We start from the raw sequence: 21,698 nt of genomic DNA on the forward strand, positions 1-21,698 counted from the left end.
ACAGCGGCCAGCTGGTGCAGGAGCACGAATCGATCTATCTCCCGGCGGATAACGGCCTTGACCCGATTCCTGCCTCCCGCTGGGAACTCGGGCTGAGCGGAGCTGCCACGTCAATGAACATTGAGCTGACCGGGCTCCTCGCGGAGTTATCGAAGGACTATGCCAAGGCCCCGGAAGTGGCTGCCGGCATCCTGCGCACTAATCCTGGGCTGTCGGTCATCGTTTATCCGGAAAATATACGGAGCAGTACAAAGCCACCTGGCGGGGACTCCCCTGGCCGTCCGCGTCATCAGCGCCGGCAGATCCTGAACGCTCAGAACCGTCCTCAGGTCCGGCGTTTTGCAATCGCCATGATGGGCTTCTCAACCAACAGCCAGCTGGCAGTGGCAAAGGGAATGGTGGCTGCCGCGGCGGCAACTGTGAACCACCACACCCCCCAGTGGTAGGCGCCGAAAACTGCCAGCAGCTGCTGGACCGGAAAAGCGTAGATGTATGCACCATAGGAAATATCGTGACGCAGAACGAGCCTCGGGCTCGGAAGCCACGTCGACACCCAGAGCAGAAGGTAAGCGATGAACGGTGCAGCGAGCTGATTGCCGAAGCCGTCCAATCCGAAAACACACCCTGCAGCCAACACTAAGGCCGCCACGCCGCCCTGCCAGTTGAGGCCAATGCGGCGGGCAAACACCTTGACCACGGCACCGCCCAAAAAGTACGGTACAAGTCTGGCAAGCATATTGAAATCGAAATTGTTCTGCAGATAGGGATCAAGCCGGGCTATATTGGCCCAGACAAGCACACTGAGAAGAAACGCGGCAAGAATGGGCCACGGCGATTTCCGCACGAGTGCTAATGAACCGAGCAGCGCGATCAGCAGGTAACACAGGAACTCGAAGTACAAGGTCCACAGTGATCCGTTCCACGCTCCCGGGTAGGGGACGCCGGCAGGAGTGCCCGCTATGTCGTAGCTGCTGATTTTGAGGAACATGTTTGCGAAGACCGAGTTGGCCGGCGTCGTGGGGGTCTGAAAAAACCCGTGCAGGGAAGAGTGCTGGGCCACGTAGGCAATGGGCGCAAATGCTCCAGCCATGACGAGCAGGCAGACGAGAAACGCCGGAAAAATTCTGGCGGCTCTGTGGACCAGATACGGCCCAATGTTGTTGTTGAACCTGCTGCCCGTAATCAAGTAGCCGCTGATGCCGAAGAATCCGGCAACCGCCCAGCCGCCAAGGTTCTCGCCCTTAAAGCCCGGCCCGGTCCCCGCGCCCACGACGAAGAAACTGTGGGCAAAGAGCACCATGAAAGCCAAAATCAGCCGGATAAGGTTCAGGCTGTTATTCCGAGGGTCCAGGGGTTTACCGAACAGCATCTTCGGCAGTTCCCTCGGCTTCACACCAAGCGCAGTCAATTTCTTCCCGTCTTTTGCTGGTTCTGGCCCTCACATCCTATCGCGGCGCACCGGTTGACCTTGCTCAAGCCCGTTTTTGCTGTGTCTGGCATCTACGGGATGATGGAAACATGCGCGGAATCATACTAGCCGGCGGTACCGGCTCCCGGCTTCACCCCATCACCCTCGGCATCAGCAAGCAGCTGGTGCCGGTCTATGACAAGCCGATGATCTATTATCCTTTGTCCACCCTGATCCTGGCAGGCATCACAGACATTCTGATCATCACCACTCCGCACGACGCAGAGCAGTTTGAACGCCTCCTGGGCGACGGAAGCATGTTCGGCGTTTCGTTAACTTATATGCAGCAGCCGTCTCCCGACGGCTTGGCTCAGGCCTTCATCCTGGGAGCGGAGCACATCGGTCAGGAACCCGTGGCCCTGGTCCTAGGGGACAATATCTTTTACGGCCATGGCATGGGCACCCAACTGCGGCGTTTCCAAAACATCGACGGCGGGGCCGTTTTCGGCTACTGGGTAGCCGACCCGACAGCGTACGGGGTCGTCGAATTCGACAGCACCGGCAAGGTGATTTCCCTGGAGGAGAAGCCGGCGAAGCCTAAGAGCCATTACGCCGTGCCGGGCCTTTACTTCTATGACAACGACGTCGTCGAGATAGCCAAAAACCTTCAGCCCTCCCCGCGCGGCGAGCTGGAAATCACCGACGTCAACCGGACCTACCTCGAACGCGGGAAACTGCAGGTGGAAATTCTCCCCAGAGGCACGGCTTGGCTGGATACCGGCACCTTCGACTCCCTTAACGACGCCTCCAACTTTGTCCGGACCGTTGAACACCGGCAGGGTCTAAAGATCGGCGCACCAGAGGAAATCGCCTGGCGCCAGGGTTTCCTCACGAGCGATGAATTGCGGGAGCGCGCGGAGCCACTGGTCAAGGGCGGGTACGGCGCGTACCTGCTGGGGCTGCTGGAGCAGTAGTCAGCTGCAGTCGGTACCGCAAAAAGCGTGGCCGTCCCTGCGGCGGGTCCTCGCGGCTGAGTGCCGTCACTCATGCCCGACTAACGGCAGGCGGTGAGCCTGTAGAGTGCCGCATCGCCCCGCTGTTCAACGAGGGTCACAACACCGGCGGCTTCGAGATTCATCAAACCGGGCGTGGGGTGGGAGCCGTCATTGACCTCCTCGGTGCCAAAGTCCAGCACATACCGGACGTTGAGGTTCCGCACGGCCGGGCACACCGCTGGATTAGTATTGGCGTCCCTGAGGCCGCTGTAGATGATCGCATCGTCAGCGCTTATTGGACTCAGAACATGCAACTGCAGGGTCTTGCGGTCCGCGAGCGCGTAGGCAAGGGCGCTACCGTTCCAGGGGTTGGCGGCGATGATCGAATCCGGCGGGACAATGCGGTCCAGATCGCCCAGAATGGCCCTCTCGTCCGCCGTGAGCAGCTGCGAATCCGCCCGAAGCTGATAATTGATCCGTGCCCTGCCGGCGGAATAATCCATGCTGCCGGACTGGGCAAGAAGCGCGATGACGGTCAGCGCGATGACGGAAAACCCGGCAGCGGACGCTGCTGTGCGCCTGCGGGCGGCCGGTGTGCCGGCGTCGATCAGCTTGGCTCTGAGCGGGCGCCAGAGACATCGTCTACACCATTCCCACAGCCAGATAGCGCCCGCTGCTGCCGGAAGCAGCGTGGCGGCAGGCAGTAACGCCGCCAACCGGAAACTGTCGTTGTACCAGGTACCCGTGGCGAAGTTCCGGAGATCCCCGGGGTGGTAACCGGACACGAGGATAAAAAGGATGGAGGCGACGGCGAATAAGCCCAGGATCCACCAGGTCTTCCTCCGTCGGGCCAGCACCACCAGGCCGACAACAAGAAACACGGTCTGAAGGACAGCAGGGGGACGGGCCATGGGCGAGCTGGTCAGGATCTCGAAGATGGCGCGCCGGTAGGAGTGGATGGGCGGCCAGAAAGCTGCGTCGGCCGGGGGCCGCAGGACGTCCCACAGGACAGTGAATACTGTTGCCCCGGCAAGCAGCAGCAGTGTCCACAGCAGGAACGGGCGGCGGCTGGCCGGCCAGCTGGCTCTCCATCGCCGGGCCGCCCGAATATAGAGGTAGCAGAGTGCAGGCAGCAAAAATACCAGGAATGCCATTGTCGTGCTTGGATGTGCAATGGAAATCCCGGGAACGGCCAGGATCAGCGCCATTCCCGTCACGGGCCGGCTGAAGTCCGGAACCTTTGATAACCCAAGGGTCTGCACGCCGAGCGCCAGCACTCCCGGCAGCAGGGCGATGGACAGCAGGTTAGGGTAGAGCACCCCGAAATCGACCATCAGAATGGGAAAGGCGCCGAAACCCGCCGACAGTACGCCGGTGAGCAGGGCCGCGTGCATCTTCTGCCCGAAGACCTGCTGACAGAAGTAGACGCATCCCAGCGGCCAGACCAGCGCCCCGATGGCAAGGTTCGCCGCATTTACGGCGACCGGAATGGATGCGCCCGAAAGCTGTCCCACCAGGGCAGCGAAGGCATGCCAGGCGGCAGGGTAGAACGGGATCCCGGTCATGCCGCCGATTGTCAGCGATGATGCCTGTCCGGTCTGGTAAATGTACTGGATGGCGTTCAGATGGAATATATTGTCAAATGTCTGCGAAATACTGTCCGGGGAACCAAAGACAAAGAGCAGCCGCGCGCCGATAATCAGGGCCCCCAGCGCCACGCCGGCGACGGCGGAGTAAAAGCGCCTGTCAAACCGGCGCCGGCCTGTTTCGTCCGGCCAGCGGCGCGCCAGCACCTTCCTGGCCGCCCATGCCATGGCAGTTGCAAGGCCAGCCAGGACCGCCACCGGAACGATGGACCAGGAATAGCCAAGGACGGGACCCGCCGCCGCAGCCACGGCAATCAGCGAAACTGACATCACTGGAGCCAACGCAAATAGCGCAAACCCCCGCGCCCGGAGACCCCACGCCAGGAGCGCACCCGGCAGGAGAAGAACAAGCACAGCAATGGTTATCGCCGGTACTGCTGACAACCATGTCATGGCTGGCTGACTCCTTAGGGGTAGAACGGATCCACTGCACGGGCTCCTGGATCGTCAGCTTTCCGCGGACCGCCGGCGTAGTTCGGTAACAACGTCGTGCACCTCGCCGTCCATGATGACCTGGCCGTGCTCCAGCAAGACCGCGCGCTCACATACCGTGGCGACCAGATCCAGGTCATGGCTGACGACAAAGAGCGTCTTGCCGGCCGCGCCGAGCTCCTTGATTTTGGCGATGCACTTTCGCTGGAACGGCTCGTCCCCCACGGCAAGGATTTCGTCGATCAGGAAGACCTCGGGATCCGTGTGGACGGCAATGGAGAATGCCAGCCGAACATACATGCCCGAGGAATAGAACTTCACCTCCGTGTCAATGAATTCGCCGATTTCCGAGAACTCCACGATCGAGTCAAACATCGTATCGATTTGAGACTCCGTCATGCCGAGAATGGCGCCGTTGAGGTAGACGTTGTCGCGCCCGCTCAGGTCGTGGTGGAACCCGGCGCCCACCTCTATCAGGCCGGCCACCCGCCCGCGGGTCCGTACGGAGCCACTGTCGGGTTGCAGGACGCCGGAAATGAGTTTGAGCAGCGTCGACTTTCCGGAGCCGTTAAGGCCCAGCAGCGCCACCGTTTCGCCCTGCCCCACGTGCAGGGAGACGTTCTTGAGCGCATCGAATTTCTTCGACAGATCGCCGCGGCGTCCGCGGAGCAGCCACACCAGGGCTTCCTTCAACGACCGGGTGTGCCGGAGGACAAACTCCTTGCGCACGTTTTCCACCGTGATGGCCGTGCTGATGGACACTTCCTGCACGCTCATCACAGCTCCTGCGCGAATTTGGTGGAGAGCCTGCTGAAGGTGATTTGTCCGATGACCAGCACCAGCAGCGAAATCACGGCGCCCACGGGCAGCCAGAACGGGACCAGCCCGGGAACCAAGGCTGCCGCCGGCGCCGCCGCCTGGGTCTGGTTCAGGGTGGGTGTCCAGAACGACCAGTGGAAGATCTGCACGGCGATGGTCATCGGGTTCAGCTGGTAGACCCAGAAGAAGCGTCCCAGGACGTGCTCGACCTGGCTCCACAAATACAGCACCGGCGAGGCCCAGGTGACCATCATGACCAGCAGGTCGACGAGGTTTTCGGAGTCGCGGAAGTAGACGTTGACGGCACCAAAAAAAAGACCGAGGCCGACGGCGAGCACGGAGACCATGGCGAAGGCCGCCACCACAGCCAGCAGCTGCCAAATGGACGGGCTCCAGCCATTGAAGAAGCACACGATCAGCAGAATGACCACCTGCGGCAGGAAGTGCACCGCGGAAACCCAGACGCTGGCCACCGGAAAGAGTTCCCGTGGAAGGTAGATCTTCCGGATCAGGTCCCTGTTGCTGATGATGGAGCGGGTGGAGTTGCCCAGCGCCTCGGTGAAGAAATTAACCAGCACGATGCCGGCAAAGAGGTAGATCGGGTAGTTCGGTGTGGATCCCTGGACATTAAGGAACAACCCGAGCGCCACATAGAACACGGCGAACTGCAGGCCGGGTTTCAGGTAGGACCATAAGAGCCCCAACGCGGACCCGCGGTACCTGACCTTGATTTCCTTCATCACCAGCAGCTTGAGCAGGAAACGGTTCCGGTAAACGTCCCGCAGTCCGGCGCCGCGGCCGGGGTAGGTCAGTCCGGCTTCTGCAGCGCTCACTTGCGCTCCGCGGGCCCTGACGGCGCGCGGTCGTCGGTGCGGGAATGGCTGTCTGTCTGGGTGTGGATCTCGAAGGTCTTTTTCCACGCCTCGAAGGATGTGATCCGCGGCAGAGCCGCGCGGTATTGCTTGGCCAGCTCGTCCCATTCGCGGAACAGCCGCGCGTGCAGTCGGGCACTCTTGGCCAACATGTCCTTCATGACTTTGGGATCCCGCTGGTACCAGGAGGCACCGGTCCCTTCGGCATTGGAGACGACCACGGAGTCGTAGCCTGCCAGCCGCCACCACCTGTTGTCCCGGTGCGCAAGGTAGCCCTGCGGACGCTCGGCGGAGGAGGCCGCAGGGGCCTTCAGCAGCTGCCGGGCCATGGTTTTGGCTGCCCACGGAATCAGCTGCTTCTTCGACGGCGAGCCTTCCGCACCGCCGCCCTGCGGACCGCGGCCCAGCCGCGGGGCGGGGAAGTCATCCACGTCGTCCTTGATTTGGGCATCCGGGTAGGCGGCCTTGAGCGCGTTGAGCTGCGGCAGTTTGGTCGCCAGCTGGGAATGCAGGGCGTCTGGCCCGTTGAGAATGTCCTCCAGCGCAATCAGTCTGCCGTGCTGGGTGAAGTACTGCATGGAGATCAGATGTTTGACGTCGTTCTGCACGGATTCGCGCATCACGCGCCCCCCCTTGCCGAAGGGGCTGTGCAGCAGCGCGGTGATCGTTCTGTTGCGCTCGTGGAAGTAGGACTGCCATCCCACCAGATCGTCCTTGTCACCCCAGGACATGTGCCAGACGGCTGAACCCGGGAAGGAAACGGTGGCGAAACCGGCCTCGCGGGCGCGCAGACCGTACTCGGCGTCGTCCCATTTAATGAAAACCGGCAGGGAGAGTCCGATGTCGCGGATCACAGCCGTGGGAATCAGGCACATCCACCAGCCGTTGTAATCGACGTCCACCCGCCGGTGCATCCACGGCGTCTGCCGCAGGTTGGCGAGGGCAAAGTCGTGGCGCAGTTCCATGTCCGTGTGCGGCAGCGCGGGCTGGATGCGGTACGGGTCCACCACCTCACCAAAGGTGTGCATGGTGGTGCGGTTGTACAGATCGAACATGTGGCCACCGACTATTGTCGGTTTGCGGCAGTAGTCGGCAAAGGTCAGCATCCGGGCGATGCTTTCGGGCTCGATCACCACGTCATCATCGAGCAGGAGCGCATAGTCGCTGCCGTTCTCCACCGCCTCGAACATCCCGCGGGCAAAGCCGCCCGAGCCGCCGAGGTTGGACTGATTGATGATGCGCAGTTTGCCCTTGAGCTGCTCGGCCACTTCCGCAAAGCCCGGTTCCGCTTCCACCTTGCGGGTCCCCTGGTCGACAATGAGGATTTCGCTGACGTTGGTCAGGATTTCCGGATTTGCGGCCAGAATCCTGGCATTGTTCAGGCAGTAATCGGGCTTGTTCATTGTCGTGATTTCGAGCGTGACGTTACCCGGGAAGCCGTCGCCCGCCACGGTGTCGGTGAGCCATGCGGCCTCCTCCAGCACCAGGTCATCGGCCCCGGCTGCCAGATCGAACCAGTACCAGCCGCCGTCGCCGAAGGGCTTGAGCGTCAGCTCAAAGCTGTTGCTCTGCTCCCCGTCCACCCGCCGGCTCTCCACCCGCTGCACAACGCCCCGGGCGTTGGATTTGTAGACAATGACCGCCCCGCGGCCGGACGTGCGCACCTGCAGCCGCACCGAGCCCACCGTGGTCCAGCGGCGCCAGTAGCTCGCCGGGAAGGCATTAAAGTAGGTGCCGAAGGAAAGCCGCGCTCCGCTGCGGACCGTCATGGACCTGCGGGAAATAAAATCCTCGAAATGCGCTTCCGCCGGGGTGGAGCTGATGAGGTTCAGCTTGTCTTCGCGCTTCTTTGGCAGCCGGTACATGCCGTCGTCCTCGATCAGCCGGACGCCGTTGACCGATCCGGCGTCCACGTACAGCGCCACCGTGTCGACGTGCCCGTCGGCGGGAAGGATAACCCGCTGCAGCACGGACGGGGTCCTGGTTGAGGTGCTCATGCGTCCACACCTCCGCTTTCGAGTTTCGCTCCGCCGGTAAAGTGCGGCTTGATCTTGTTGTCGAACATGCTCAGGGCCGAGCCGATGGCCATATGCATATCGAGGTATTTGTACGTTCCCAGCCGGCCGCCGAAGAGCACCGATTCCTCACCCCTTGCCAGGTCGCGGTAGGCGAGCAGTTTGGCGCGATCGTCGGCGGTATTGACCGGGTAATACGGCTCATCACCGTGCTGGGCGAAACGGGAGAACTCGCGCATGATGACGGTGGCGTCCTTGGTGTATTCCCGCTCCGGGTGGAAGTGCCGGAACTCGTGGATGCGGGTGTATGGCACGCCGTCATCCGGGTAGTTCATCACCGAGCAGCCCTGGAAATCCTCCACCGGGAGCACCTCCTCTTCCAGATCGATGGTGCGCCAGGACAGGTTCCCTTCGGCATAATCGAAGTAGCGGTCCACCGGTCCGGTGTAGATGACCGGTACCTGACCGGCGACGGCGGCACGGCCGTATGCGCCGTCGTCGAAGAAATCGGTGTTCAATATCACCTCGATGTTCGGGTGGTCCGCCATCCGCTCGATCCAGGCGGTGTACCCGTCCACCGGCAGACCCTCGTGAGCGTCATTGAAGTAGCGGTTGTCATAGGTGTAGCGCACCGGCAACCGGGAAATGATTTCCGCGGGCAGGTCCCTGGGGTCCGTCTGCCACTGTTTGCCCGTGTAATGCTTGATGAAGGCCTCATACAGCGGGCGCCCGATCAGCTGGATTCCCTTGTCGTTGAGGTTCTGCGGATCCGTCCCGGCCAGCTCGCCGGCCTGCTCCTGAATCATTGCCCGGGCTTCGGCCGGCCCCATCGAGGCGCGGAAGAACTGGTTGATGGTGCCGAGGTTGATCGGCATCTGGTAGACCTCGCCGTTGTGGCTCGTGTGCACCTTGTGCTGGTAGTCCGTGAATTGCGTGAACCGGTTCACGTACTCCCAGACGCGTTCGTTGGAGGTATGGAAGAGGTGCGCGCCGTAGCGGTGCACCTCGATTCCGGTCTGCGCTTCTCTTTCGCTGTAGGCATTGCCGCCGATGTGATGGCGCCGGTCCAGCACGGCCACCTTCAAACCCAGCTCGGTGGCGGCGCGTTCGGCAATGGTGAGGCCAAAAAAACCCGAACCGACGACGACGAGATCAGCGTTCACAAACTCTCCTGTGCATATGCGTGCGGGCACAGCAGTGCCCGCGTCTACGGATCAACGTTACCTGACCTTCTGGCGCGTCACCCATTGGCCCGCCGTGATGGGAGCCAGGACGGGGCTAGGCCGGGACCGGGAGCACCGGGTACGCCATCCGTCCTCCACACCTGTCCGGGAACCCGGACGCGGCCACAATTCGCGGCCGCAGGACATCCCTGGCAATGGGGTTCTTCTAGCGTGGATGAAAACGGGACGCATGGGCTGGAGGCGCAAACGGAGCCATGAGACTTGAACTGACCGTCGTCTCGGCACCGGGCGCCGCGCCGGGCGACCCGGTGGAGCTCAGCGCCGATGTCCCCTTTGGTGCAGGCGGCTCCGTCCTTGCGCTGGATTTCGCCGGACGGTGGCCGAACATTGTCTTCAGCCTATCCGGTCAGCCGTTGTCGGCCCTAGTGGCGGGGACTCCCCCACTGGTCAATGGTGCCGTCCTGGTGGCCCGACCCGCCGGAGCGCCCGGTTCGCCAAAAGAGTCCATCCGGCGGAAGGGCCCGGCGCTGGTGCTGGCCGTACTGACAGGTCCCGACGCCGGAGCTGTCTTTGCCCTGCGACGCGGCAGGTACCGGATTGGACGGGGGCGGGTGGAAATAAGCGTTCAGGATCCGGGACTTTCCCGCGTACATGCCGAACTCGAGGTGGGCGAACGCGTCATTACTTTGCGGCCGGCGGTCCAGACCGGCCACTATCTGGTGGACGGTGCTGCGCCCCGGGGGCCGGCAATCACGGTGGGCCGGGTCATCAGTTTTGGGTCGACCAGTCTGATGTTGACCTTCCTTCCGATTCCGAACGTCCCGGCAACGGGCACCGAGTGCGGCCCGCTGGTGATTTGCCACCCGCACGGTGGGCTGCGCGGTAAGGGGACGCTTTTGGCCACGTCTGCCCTTCCGCTCATGTTGGGCACAGGGCTGGCGTTGCTGACCGGGCAGTGGATGTTTATGGCCTTTGCAGCGATGTCGGCTGTCACCGCCCTTGTGCCGCTGTTCGGCGTCCGGAGCCGCCGGAGGTTACGTCAGGAGCTGGCGTCCGCCCTTCGGCTGGACAGCCGGCGCAGGAAGGCAGGGGCGCCGTCGGCCGCGAGCCTCGTGCTGCGCGGGCTCACCCCGCCCGGTCCTCTCTTCCCGGATGATGCTTCGCTCCCCCGGTCCCGCGGCTTTCCGGCCAACGGCCGCGGTAACGGCTCCCCCAGCTCCTGCGGCAGCGACGGGAGTCAGATGGGCGCTGCCGCGGGGGCTGGCCCGGTCCCTGAAATCAGAAGCGGCACCGGTGGGGGCGGCTCCCGAATTGGCGACTCCCGAATAGAGGGCGACGTCGAAACCTTCGCAGCGCTGGCAGTGCACCTGCGGGTGGGGACGGCGGACCAGCCGGCTAACATCGTCGCTGACCCTCCGGATGCACACTTCACCCCGCCCCTCTTGCCGGCCATGCCTGTGGTCGTGGCACTTGGGGTGGCCCCCGGCGGCCAGTCCGGCGGCCTTTCCTGCAGGATCCCCAGCGGCTCAGGCGCGAGCGTGCTCAGGGAACTGAACATTTCCGGCCCACGGGAGGCTATTGCCGGGCTGGTCAGATTTCTGCTGATGCAGCTCGATTCCGCCGGAATCCGCACCGTAGTCGCGGGTCCGGTCGATACCCTGCCGCTGGCCGCACGGTTTCTGCCGCATGTTTCAATCACGGCCGACGCCGGCACTCTCGGTGCACAGCTCGACCGGCCCGACCCGGTCGTCGTGATTCAAACCGATGCTCTGCCCGGCTTGGCTGGCAGCCGTATCCTCCCGGCCCGGAAATACAATTCGCCGCGCGGGGTCTACGTCATCCGCTGCCACCCTGCGGCAACGGTAACCCAGGCAGCATCAGGAGCAGAAGAGACGGATGGAGCGGAACCGGCAACAGGACATGGGGAGGAGACAGGTGCGACAGGAACGGCCGGTGTCGGCTGGATCCGGCTCGGCACAGCGGGTGACGGTCCGCACGGGCTCCTGGGCTCGACAGCATTCGAGCCTGATCTGGTCAGCGCCGGGACTTTCGACCGCTACGCGCGACGGCGCGCCGCGGTGACCGGGGCATGCGCAGCTGACCTGCTCCCGGAGACAACCGACAACGAAGTGCCCACGGAGTGCCCGTTGATCGGGCTGGTCGGAATGAGCGCCGAATCGGTACTACATAACTGGTCGCGGCACGGTCCCGCGGCGCTAGCGGAAGTTGCGATTGGGGTGGCTGCCGACGGTCCGCTGCTGCTGGACCTGGAGCGGGACGGGCCGCATCTGCTGGTGGCAGGTACCACCGGCTCCGGAAAGTCGGAGCTGCTGCGTACTTTGGTGGCCAGCCTGGCGCTTTCGCACCCGCCGACGGCGTTGTCGCTGCTGTTTCTCGATTTCAAGGGCGGATCGGGGCTGGGCCCGCTTGCAGACCTTCCGCATTGCACCGGCCTGGTGACGGATATCTCTGGGCACGGGCTGAACCGGGTGTTGACCTCACTGCGCGCGGAAACCCGTCGGCGGGAGGGCCTCTTTGGCCGGGCGGCAGCCGACGACATCCGCAGCTACGCGTCCAGCACAGCCGAGGGGCTCCCGCCCGTTCCCCATCTTGTGATTGTGATCGACGAATTCAGAATGCTGGTGGAACAGGCGCCGGATGCCATGTCGGAACTGATGCGTATTGCCGTCACCGGCCGTTCGCTGGGGATCCATCTGGTGATGGCAACCCAGCGGCCGCAGGGCGCCATCTCGGCCGATATCCGCGCCAACGTCACCACAAGCGTTTGTCTGCGAGTGCAGTCGGGCTACGAATCACTGGATGTCATCAATTCCCCGCTCGCCGGGGCCATCCCCCTCACGCTGCCCGGCAGGGCTTATATCAGCCGTGGCGGATCTCCGCCCATTGAATTTCAGACTGCTGCGCTGGGAACTCGGCAGCCGCCGACCGTGGGTCCGCGGATCCGGCCTGCGCGGCTTGCGGCGCAGGAGCCTCCTGCCGTCCGGGGTTCGGCCGGGCCAGCCGCTATGGCAGCGGCACTGGAATTGACCAGGCTGCTCGCGGCGGCCCAGGCACTGACGGGACAGACGCTGCCGGCCGCCCCGCTGGCACCGGAACTGCCGGCGCTGCTTTCGCTGGAACAGCTCCCCAGATCCGCGCCGGGCCAGATTCCGCTGGGCCTATTAGACCTGCCCGAACAGCAGTACGTCGCCCCGCTGACATGGGATCCGGTGCAGCAGTCCCATCTGGCGCTGATCGGTCCCGCGGCCGGTGCGCGGACCGCCATCTGCAGTCTGGCTATAGGACAACTGGTGCGATGCCGGCATCTGGATCCATGGCTGTATTGTCTCGACGGAGACGGATCCTTGGCCGCGCTGGCCCCCTGCGCTGCCGTCGGATCCCCGACCGCCCTGGTTGGCAATACCGCCGTGGGCTCCTATCTGGAACCCGTGGACCTACGCTCCGCGGCCCGGCTGCTGCAGTTGTTGGCCGGCGCAGCTGATGCACCCCGTTCGGCCACGACGGCGGCGGAAAACGTTCCGGCGCCGCTCATTCTGGCGGTCACCGGGTGGGGACGCTGGCTGTCCGCCATCCGGTCCGGGCCCTGGCCCTGGTGCGAAGACCTGCTGGCGGATATCGTCCGTGATGGACCGGGTTCCGGCGTTACCGTCATCATCAGCGGAGAGCGTGAGCTTGTTACCGCCCGGTTCATGGCAGGCATCCCAAACCGGGTCTTCTTACCCATGGGCGCCAGCGCGGAGTCGATGCTGGCGTGGCCCAGACTGCCCGCGGTGCCTGCCTGCCCGGGACGGGCACTGGTGATGGGGAAAATCGCCGACGATGTAGCCGGACCTGGGTCCGCTACCGGCAGCCATGCGGCCCAACTCGCTCTTCCCGGGGTGACAGCCGACGGCGACGCCCCGTTCGGTGTTCGGCCGGAGCTTCCCAAGGTTCCCCAGCCGCACGACAACCCCGTGCGGGACGATTCACTACGGGTCGATTCACTGCGGGTCGATTCACTGCGGGACGATTCAATAGGGGCCGGTTCAAAACTGGCCAGTCCCCCGCGGGGCAACGCCCCGTTCCGTGTCCAAGCGCTGCCGAAGGAGGTCCGCGTCGACGATGTCCGTGCCGCGGTGCACCTGGCTAAAGCCGGAGAACCGGATTCGGGAAGCCTGCTTCTGGGATTGGGTGGAGATAACCTCGACCCTGTTTTCGTCCGGCTGGAACCGGGATCCGTGCTGTTGGCCATCGGACCACCACGCAGCGGCAAGACCACGCTGCTGGATGCGCTCCCCGCGCTGAATCCGGGCGGCTTCGACTGGGTCTGCCCGCCGCGTGAATTCCGCACCGCAGGGGTGTCGGAAAGGGACTACCTCCCCGCTGCAGCGGAGAGCAGGCGAAACGGGCGGGTCCTGGCGCTGCTGCTCGATGACGTGGAGACCCTGTCGGAGGCCAGTCAGGCGGCTATTTACCAGCTGCTGGGGGTCGGAGCCGTAGTCATCGCCACGACAGACTCTGGTCAGTCCGCGCAGGGCCGGTTTCCGCTGGCCGTACAAGCACGCTGCCATGGGCAGGGGCTGGTGTTGTCCCCGCGCCGGCCGTCGGACGGAGACTTCTTCAACTGCCGGATAGATGCCCACGGTCAGACACCCCCGGGCCGCGCGGTGCTGCTGGACCGCGGCAGCATGAATTGGCTGCAACTCCCCGGGTTACACGATCCCCGCTTCAAGAACAGCGGTGACAGGACTTGAGGAGCCAGGTTAGGTTTACCGGACAGGCAATACCAGGCCCGGGCATTTACAGGGCTGTGTATACAGGGCTGTGCATATACAGTACCGGGCGTTTACAGTACCGGTGGGGCGCCGCCGGAACGCAGCGTGAACGCGACAACCTTGGGCGTGAAAAGCAGCACCAGGACCATCAGCGGCGGGACCAGCAGAAGCAGGCCGGGCAAAAGGAGCCCACCGACGAGTGTGGGGCCGGCGATTGTCAGCATCAGCAGCTGCCAGACAAAAGCCGCGGCACGGGTCCACCGGAAGCCGCGGTAGAGATTGACCGCCACGGCGCCGAGACCGACCCCGAGACCCAGCAAAAGAACCACCATGAAGATCGAGCCGCCTAGGGACTGGGGTACGGACGTGAGCAGGCCAACGATGTACCAGATGCCGACGCCCAGCAGGGCAAGACCCTCCAAACCCACCACCCCGGCGGCGAGCACCACGCCCCCCGGGCGCACCGGCCGGTGGCCGGCCGGCGGCGTTTTCGCCGGGACGTCGCCGGGCAGCTGAGGATCATTTACTGGAGGTGTTGGCACAAGGGCACACTACCTGAGATTGCCTTGTGATAGCTTCGACGCAACTGCTGGACCCGGCCTGCGGGGCTTGCTCCGGTGCGCGGTGTGATGGATCGTACACCTGCGAACGCGACTTTCCCGGTACCAACCCCTTGTTTACGTCTCGTTAACATGACACGCTTGTTTAAGTGACCAAGGGGGCCCCAGAGGCCCTTTTCTTATGCGGCCGCACGTGAATGTTTTCACAAGGCCTGCCGCCCCGTTCCAGAAGGAGAAATGTGATCAGCATGGACTGGCGTAACCGCGCGGCCTGCCTCGACAAGGACCCGGAGCTGTTTTTCCCTGTCGGGAATACCGGCCCCGCCCTGCTTCAAATCGAGGAAGCCAAAAGCGTGTGCAGGCGCTGCCAGGTTGTTGACACCTGTCTCCAGTGGGCTCTCGAGTCCGGCCAGGATGCCGGAGTCTGGGGCGGCATGAGCGAAGACGAACGCCGCGCCCTCAAGCGCCGCGCCGCGCGCGCCCGCCGCGCCAGCTGACGACGGGCAAACAACCGCGGGACCGGATACCCGGATCCGCGGTTTTTTTGCACGTAGTGTCGGAGCAGAGAGGGTCAGCCGCCGCGGCTGATCAGGGCCATCTCCAGTTCGACCGTCGTCCCCCCGCCGTCCCGCGGTGACCAACGGATGGATCCTCCGAGCTCGCTGGTGACCAGAGTGCGGACTATCTGCAGGCCCAGGCCCTCGCTGTACGGTCCCTCGGGGAGCCCCACACCATCGTCGGACACCCAGATGTTGAGAATTTCCTCTCCTGCGTCGTTCACACTCCTGTTGGCCTTGAGCCATACCGTGCCTTCCCTCCCCTGCAGGCCGTGATCCACCGCGTTGGTGACCAGTTCGTTGATCACCAACGCCAAGGGCGTCGCAAAATCACTCGGCAGTTCACCGAAAACGCCCTCGCGCTCGGTGCGGACCCGCTGTGCAGGCGAGGCCACCTCGGCGGAAAGCCGGAACTGCCGGCCGATCAACTCGTCAAAATCGACACTTTGCGCCAGCCCCTGGGACAGCGTTTCGTGCACCAGGGCTATCGTCCCCACCCGCCGCATAGCCTGCTCCAGACCCTGTTTTCCCTCTTCGCTTTGCATCCGGCGCGACTGCATGCGCAGCAGCGCCGCCACGGTCTGCAGATTGTTTTTCACCCGGTGGTGGATCTCCCGGATCGTCGCATCCTTCGTCACCAGCTCCTGTTCGCGGCGGCGCAGTTCCGAGACGTCGCGGCAGAGCACCACCGCTCCGAATCGTTCGTGGCTGTCGCGAAGCGGTATCGCCCGCAGCGACAGGCTGACGCCGCGGGACTCGATTTCCGTCCGCCAAGGCATCCGCCCGGTCACCACCAGCGGCAGCGTTTCGTCCACCATTCGGCGGTCCTTGAGCAGCCCCGTCGTCACCTCCGCCAGCGACCTGCCCTCTAAGGATTCCGCGTCGCCCAGCCGGCGGTACGCGGAGACGCCGTTGGGGCTGGCGTACTGCACGATCCCTTCGGCATCGAGCCGGATCAGCCCGTCACCCACCCGCGGGGCCCCTCGGCGCGAACCAGTCGGAGAGGCAAAGTCAGGCCACAGTCCCAGCGTGCCCATTCGGAGCAGATCGTAGGCGCACTGCCGGTAGGTCAGCTCCAGTCTGGACGGCATCCGCGAACTTGACAGGTCCATATGCGTCGTCACTACCGCAAGCGTCCGCCCGTTGCGGACCATTGGAACGGCCTCCACCCGCATGGCCATATCCGTGTTCCAACCACTCGTATCGCCGGACCGCTCAATAACCTGGCTGTCCCAGGCCTTGCCCACCAGGGGCAACAGGTCACTGCGGATCGGATCCCCTACGAAGTCCGAGTGGAACACCGTGTGCGTGGTGGAGGGCCGGACATGGGCCAACGAAACATAGCCGATGTCCGGCTGCGGGAACCACAGCGCCAGGTCCGCAAAGGCCAGGTCCGCCACCAGTTGCCAGTCCCCGACCAGCAGATGCAGCCATTCCGCATCCCCCGGGCCGAGGTTGGCATGCTCCCTGATCGGGTCGGTGAAAATTGCCATTAAGTGACTCCTAGGAGCGCTGATCAGGGAAGAGCATGCCGGACGTCAGTGCCGCACGATCGACCGCAGGAGCCTCAATGCTACCGACAGGGACGCCATATCATCTTGTTCAAGCTGATTGACTTCGTCGAACATCTTCCTGGCCCGTCCCAGCTGCTCTGCGTTTTGGGCCTCCCAGGCCGCTATCCGTTCCGCGGCAGGCAGACCCCGCTCGGTCCCGTGCATCACGGCGACGGTCATGTCGGCCGTCGTTGCATACAAGTCGTCGCGCAGTGCGGCCCGGGCCAGGGACTGCCACCGGTCCTCACGCGGCAGTGCCGTGATCCGCTCCAGCATGCCGTCCACGCCGAAGTGGTTATACAGCGCAAAGTAGACGCGGGCCACGTCTCCGACGGGCTCTTCGATGCGGCCTGATACTTTGGCTACGTCGAGAAGCGCATAGCTCTCGAACAGCTGCGCCCAGCGCTGGCCCAGCTCCCCCGGCACGTCCCACTCGTCGGACCGCTGCTGCCAGGCCTCGACTCTTGACTTGTCGGCACCCTTCAGGAAGCCGGGAAGCTCGGCACGCAGGCCGGTGACCACGGGGGCGAACTGCCCGACGACCTCCTCGATCCGGCGTCCGTCGGTACCCTGATTCGCCAGCCAGCGGACCCCACGGTCCAGCAGTCGACGAATGTCAAGTTGGATGGTGCACCAGTGCGCGGTGGGGAACGACGGCGGCAGCGCGTTCAGTGCCTCGAGCATGCCGTCCAGCTGGTAGATCTCACGCATGGCCACAAAGGCGCGGGCGATGACCGCCTCGCCGACCGAGGTCTCCTCCATGGCGCGGAAGGCAAAGGTAATGCCGCCGATGTTGATCATGTCGTTGGCCACGACCGTGGCTATGATTTCCCGACGCAGCGGGTGAGTGTCCAGCTCGGCATCGAAGCGTTCCGCCAACTGCTTGGGGAAGTAGTTGCGCAGGGTTGTCCGGAACCATGGATCGTCGGCCAGGTCGCTGGCCCCGAGGGCCCCCGCCAGCTCGATTTTCGCGTAGGCGACCAGCACCGCAAGTTCGGGCGAGGTCAGACCCTGTCCGCTCTCCAGCCTGGTCTGCAGGGTTCCCGTGGTCGGCAGCGCTTCGATGTCGCGCTTGAGGTCCGCCGAGGATTCCAGCCAGTCCATCAGCCGTTCGTAGCTCGGGGTCGCTTCGACCACCCGGGCCCTGTCGGCGAGCAGCAGAATGTTCTGCTCCACGTTGTCGGCGAGCACCAGCCGGCTGACCTCGTCCGTCATGGCGGCGAGGAAGTCCGCGCGCTCGGCCGGATCCAGCTTTCCGGCCGCAACCATCCGATCCACAAAAATCTTGATGTTTACCTCATGGTCGGAGCAATCCACCCCCGCGGAGTTGTCGATGGCATCGGTATTAAGGATTACCCCGGCCAGCGCGGCCTCGATGCGTCCGCGCTGGGTCATCCCGAGGTTTCCGCCCTCCCCGACCACCTTGACGCGAAGGTCCCGCCCGTCCACGCGGATGCCGTCGTTGGCCTTGTCGCCGACCATGGCATTGGTCTCGGTGCTGGCCTTAATGTAGGTGCCGATGCCGCCGTTATAGAGCAAGTCCGCGGGCGCCAGCAGGATGGCCCGCAGCAGTTCGGGCGCGCTGAGGTGCTTCGCGTCGTCAGGCAGGCCAAGCGCGGTGCGCACCTGATCGGAAATCGGGATGGCCTTGAGCTGACGTGGGTAGATTCCGCCGCCTGCACTGATCAGCGCGGAATCGTAGTCCGCCCAGGACGAACGGGGCAGTTCGAAGAGTCTGCGGCGCTCGGCGAAGGAGCTCGCCGCGTCGGGATTCGGATCCAGGAAAATGTGCCGGTGGTCAAAGGCCGCCAGCAGCTGTACATGTTCAGAGAGCAGCATGCCGTTACCAAAGACGTCCCCGGACATGTCCCCAACCCCGACGACGGTGAAGTCCTCGGTCTGCGTGTCCACGTCCAGCTCGCTGAAGTGCCGCTTGACTGATTCCCATGCTCCGCGGGCGGTGATGCCCATGGCCTTGTGGTCGTAGCCGACCGATCCGCCGGACGCGAAGGCGTCCCCGAGCCAGAATCCGTATTCGGCGGACAACGAGTTGGCGATGTCGGAGAAGGACGCGGTGCCCTTGTCGGCCGCGACGACAAGGTAAGAATCGTCGTCGTCGTGCCTGACCACCCGGTCCGGCGGCACCAGCCGCTCGCCATCGGCACTGGTGACCAGATTGTCAGTAATATCCAGCAGGCCGCGGATGAATGTCTTGTAGCTCTCAACGCCCTCGGCGAGCCAGGCGGCGCGGTCGACGGCCGGGTCGGGCAGCGCCTTGGCAAAGAATCCGCCCTTGGCGCCGGTAGGGACGATGACGGCGTTCTTGACCGTCTGGGCTTTCACCAGCCCCAGCACCTCGGTCCGGAAGTCCTCGCGCCGGTCGGACCAACGCAACCCGCCGCGGGCCACCTTGCCGAAGCGCAGGTGCACGCCCTCCACCCGGGGCGAGTAGACCCAGATTTCGAACTTCGGACGAGGGAAGGGCAGTCCCTCGATCATGGTGGGGCTGAGCTTGATGCTCAGGTACGGCTTGTCCTGGAAGTAGTTGGTCCGCAGCGACGCCTCGATCAGATTGGCGAGTGTCCGCAGCACCCGGTCCGCATCCAGGGTGGGGACCTGTTCCAGCCCCGCAGCCAGTGCCGCGCGCACCTCTTCAAGCCGCGTGGCCCGGGTGTCGTCGCTGAGATCCGGGTCAAAACTTGCGTCGAAGAGCTCCACTAGGGAGCGGGTCACGGCGGCGTTGGCCAGCAGCGTGTCCGAGACGAAACCGTAGGAATTGGTGTTGCCCATCTGCCGCAGATATTTGGCATAGCTGCGCAGAATCACAATCTGCCGCCAGCCCATGCCCTCGCGCAGGACGAGCCTGTCGAAGGCGTCCGATTCGCTGGCCCCGGTGATCGCGGCCCCGAACGCCTCCGTGAGCAGGCCGGCGGTGGCCAGCGGATCGATTCCCTTGGGATACCGCAGCCCCAGATCGTACAGGAAGAAATCCCGCCGGTCCGCCGTCCTGATTTCGAAGGGACGCTCGTCAAGGACCTCGAGGCCCAGGTTGTGGAAATACGGCAGGATCTGACTCAGGCTCTTCGGATCCGCCATGTAGAGCTTGATCCGGGCGTCCTCCTCCGGCTCGGCTTCCGCTCCTTGCGGAATGTAGATGTGGGTGCCGGGCAGACAATGCGCGACGTCTCCGCCGGCGGTCTGGAGCGCATTGTAGGCGGTGTCGAATTCCTCGAACCGGCGGATATCCTCCAGCGCCTCTTCGACCTCAAAAATCACCCGATAGCCGGCCGGGAATGCGTCGGACCATTTCGCGGCCAGGTGCTTGGCGCTTTCGAGCCGGTGCGCACCGCGGAGCACTTCGCTGATGCCTTCGGGCCAGGAACGGGCGGCCATGACCAACCGCTGCTCCAGCGCGGCGGAATCCACCGTGACCAGCTCTTCTCCCTTCGGCAGCCGGATCCGGAAGAAGAGCCGGGCCAACGCGGATTCGCTCATCCGCGCCTCAAAATCAATGGACACCGCGGCGAACGTGCTGGTCAGCTCCGCTTCGATCCGGTGCCGGACGGCCGTGGTGTAACGGTCTCTGGGGATGTAGATCAGAGCGGACATGAACCGGCCGTAGATGTCCGGGCGCAGGAAGAGCCGGGTCCGCCGACGCTCCTGCAGACGCAGAATTCCCTGGGCCGTGGCGATCAGGTCATCGACCTCGATCTGGAAGAGCTCATCCCGCGGGTAGGTCTCCAACACAGCGAAGAGATCCTTGCCGGAGTGGGAATCCGGCGGAAACCCGAAGTGCCGCAGCACGGCGTCGACCTTCTCCCGCACCACGGGAATGTTCCGGACGCTTCCGGTGTAGACCGTCGAGGCGAACAGTCCGATGAAACGCTGCTCTCCGTTGACGTTTCCGGCCGCGTCAAAGGACTTGACGCCGATGTAGTCCAGATACGCGGCGCGGTGGACCGTGGAGCGGGAATTGGCTTTGGTGATGACGAGTGCCCGTTTTTCCCGCGCCTTGCGCCTGCCCGTATCGGTCAAATGTTGGACGTGCCGGTTGCCGCGGTCGTCGCGGAGCAGGCCCAGTCCGCTGCCTTCCCTGTTGACCAGAACGTCCTCGCCGTTTTCCTGCACGAGGTCATATTCCCGGTAACCGAGGAAGGTGAAATTGCCCGCATCCATCCAGTGCAGCAGGTCTTCCGCTTCGCGAAGGTCGACGATGGACTCGGCAGCGGAGACCTCGGCCAGCAGACCGGCGCGGCTCAGGGCGCGCTCCCGCATCTGCTGCCAATCCTCCACCGCCGCCCGGACATCGCCGAGGATTTTCGTGAGGCCAGAACACAGTTCCGCGTTGACGTCGTCGCCCACGCGGTCAATTTCGACGGCGATCCAGGACTCCATGAAGGAGGCGTTGTCGCCCTGGGAAATGAGAGCGGAAAGACTGGGCATCGCCGCCGTGTCGCCGCTGGCAATGCCGACGTGGGAGGGCACCCGCGCCACGTGGACCAGCTCGTTGGTGTCCCGGTTGCGAGTCACCACGAACATCGGGTGCATCACCAGGCGGATGGCGGCGTTTTGGCGGACCAGCTCGGCGTTGACCGAGTCCACCAGAAAGGGCATGTCATCGGTGACGATGTAGACAACGCTGCGGTCAACCTCGGAGGAAATGTGCACCTTGGTCTCGCCGGGTGCACGGTCCCGGGCCAACCTGCGGTGCTCCTGCACCCGGTCCTTAAGTGTCTGCGGATCATAGGCCCGCGAATCTTCAGCGGCCAGCTGCTCGTAGTAGTCAGCGATGAATGTCTCCATGGCCGAATTATCCAGCGTGGTATCGGCCGAGTTGATTCCAGACGACATGAATAAACGCCTCCGTGACAGTTGTTGAAGG

At 64.0% G+C, this 21,698-nt stretch carries 12 protein-coding genes; 3 read left to right on the forward strand and 9 right to left on the reverse strand.

What is annotated here, in order from left to right; all coding sequences use genetic code 11:
• Window positions 1-325: 325 nt before the first annotated feature.
• The gene (locus QMG52_RS10065; protein WP_283560274.1) at window positions 326-1,408 is read right to left on the reverse strand and encodes an acyltransferase family protein; all 1,083 of its coding nucleotides are present in this window, start codon (window positions 1,406-1,408) and stop codon (window positions 326-328) included.
• Between the two features lie 110 nt (window positions 1,409-1,518).
• Here QMG52_RS10065 and rfbA point away from each other — a divergent pair, with 110 nt between their 5' ends.
• Window positions 1,519-2,382: a glucose-1-phosphate thymidylyltransferase RfbA gene (gene rfbA, locus QMG52_RS10070; RefSeq protein ID WP_283560275.1), complete on the forward strand. Its 864-nt coding sequence runs from the start codon at window positions 1,519-1,521 to the stop codon at window positions 2,380-2,382.
• An 80-nt stretch (window positions 2,383-2,462) separates the two neighbouring features.
• Here the strand turns inward: rfbA and QMG52_RS10075 are convergent, their stop codons facing one another.
• From QMG52_RS10075 to glf, 5 genes are read right to left on the reverse strand one after another with little or no spacing between them, the layout of a single operon-like run.
• Window positions 2,463-4,442 (reverse strand): DUF6541 family protein, encoded by a 1,980-nt coding sequence (locus tag QMG52_RS10075; protein ID WP_349361690.1) that lies wholly within the window; start codon window positions 4,440-4,442, stop codon window positions 2,463-2,465.
• Window positions 4,443-4,496: 54 nt separating this feature from the next.
• Window positions 4,497-5,237 carry an ABC transporter ATP-binding protein gene (locus QMG52_RS10080; RefSeq protein WP_283560342.1) on the reverse strand — a complete coding sequence of 247 codons (741 nt, stop codon included), beginning with the start codon at window positions 5,235-5,237 and terminating at the stop codon, window positions 4,497-4,499.
• A gap of 20 nt (window positions 5,238-5,257) precedes the next feature.
• On the reverse strand, window positions 5,258-6,133 hold the full coding sequence (locus QMG52_RS10085) for an ABC transporter permease (protein WP_283560277.1): 876 nt from the start codon (window positions 6,131-6,133) through the stop codon (window positions 5,258-5,260).
• Window positions 6,130-8,169, reverse strand: coding sequence for a glycosyltransferase (locus QMG52_RS10090; protein WP_283560278.1), 2,040 nt, complete (start codon window positions 8,167-8,169; stop codon window positions 6,130-6,132). Before QMG52_RS10090 ends, QMG52_RS10085 begins: the two co-directional genes overlap by 4 nt.
• Window positions 8,166-9,350, reverse strand: a complete 1,185-nt coding sequence (glf, locus tag QMG52_RS10095; protein WP_283560279.1) for a UDP-galactopyranose mutase — start codon at window positions 9,348-9,350, stop codon at window positions 8,166-8,168. Before glf ends, QMG52_RS10090 begins: the two co-directional genes overlap by 4 nt.
• Before the next feature lie 275 nt (window positions 9,351-9,625).
• Between glf and QMG52_RS10100 the strand changes: the two genes are divergently transcribed.
• Window positions 9,626-14,125 carry an FtsK/SpoIIIE domain-containing protein gene (locus QMG52_RS10100; RefSeq protein WP_283560280.1) on the forward strand — a complete coding sequence of 1,500 codons (4,500 nt, stop codon included), beginning with the start codon at window positions 9,626-9,628 and terminating at the stop codon, window positions 14,123-14,125.
• 92 nt (window positions 14,126-14,217) lie between these two features.
• Here the strand turns inward: QMG52_RS10100 and QMG52_RS10105 are convergent, their stop codons facing one another.
• Window positions 14,218-14,688, reverse strand: a complete 471-nt coding sequence (locus QMG52_RS10105; RefSeq protein ID WP_283560281.1) for a hypothetical protein — start codon at window positions 14,686-14,688, stop codon at window positions 14,218-14,220.
• A gap of 266 nt (window positions 14,689-14,954) precedes the next feature.
• Between QMG52_RS10105 and QMG52_RS10110 the strand changes: the two genes are divergently transcribed.
• Window positions 14,955-15,203, forward strand: a complete 249-nt coding sequence (locus QMG52_RS10110; protein ID WP_214427045.1) for a WhiB family transcriptional regulator — start codon at window positions 14,955-14,957, stop codon at window positions 15,201-15,203.
• Window positions 15,204-15,277: 74 nt separating this feature from the next.
• On the opposite strand, the gene QMG52_RS10115 is transcribed toward QMG52_RS10110, so the two are convergent.
• Both QMG52_RS10115 and QMG52_RS10120 read right to left on the reverse strand, forming a co-directional pair.
• Window positions 15,278-16,756, reverse strand: a complete 1,479-nt coding sequence (locus tag QMG52_RS10115; RefSeq protein WP_283560282.1) for a sensor histidine kinase — start codon at window positions 16,754-16,756, stop codon at window positions 15,278-15,280.
• 45 nt (window positions 16,757-16,801) lie between these two features.
• Window positions 16,802-21,667 (reverse strand): NAD-glutamate dehydrogenase, encoded by a 4,866-nt coding sequence (locus QMG52_RS10120; RefSeq protein WP_283560283.1) that lies wholly within the window; start codon window positions 21,665-21,667, stop codon window positions 16,802-16,804.
• Between the last annotated feature and the right edge of the window lie 31 nt (window positions 21,668-21,698).

Source organism: Paenarthrobacter sp. PH39-S1, assembly GCF_030063245.1.
GTDB lineage: Bacteria > Actinomycetota > Actinomycetes > Actinomycetales > Micrococcaceae > Arthrobacter_M.

Bases quoted from the DNA above. Each gene is read 5' to 3' on its own strand.
- QMG52_RS10120 (WP_283560283.1), bottom strand. From the start codon at position 21,667: ATGTCGTCTGGAATCAACTCGGCCGATACCACGCTGGATAATTCGGCC.
- QMG52_RS10075 (WP_349361690.1), bottom strand. From the start codon at position 4,442: ATGACATGGTTGTCAGCAGTACCGGCGATAACCATTGCTGTGCTTGTT.
- rfbA (WP_283560275.1), top strand. From the start codon at position 1,519: ATGCGCGGAATCATACTAGCCGGCGGTACCGGCTCCCGGCTTCACCCC.
- QMG52_RS10090 (WP_283560278.1), bottom strand. From the start codon at position 8,169: ATGAGCACCTCAACCAGGACCCCGTCCGTGCTGCAGCGGGTTATCCTT.
- QMG52_RS10115 (WP_283560282.1), bottom strand. From the start codon at position 16,756: ATGGCAATTTTCACCGACCCGATCAGGGAGCATGCCAACCTCGGCCCG.
- QMG52_RS10110 (WP_214427045.1), top strand. From the start codon at position 14,955: ATGGACTGGCGTAACCGCGCGGCCTGCCTCGACAAGGACCCGGAGCTG.
- QMG52_RS10100 (WP_283560280.1), top strand. From the start codon at position 9,626: ATGAGACTTGAACTGACCGTCGTCTCGGCACCGGGCGCCGCGCCGGGC.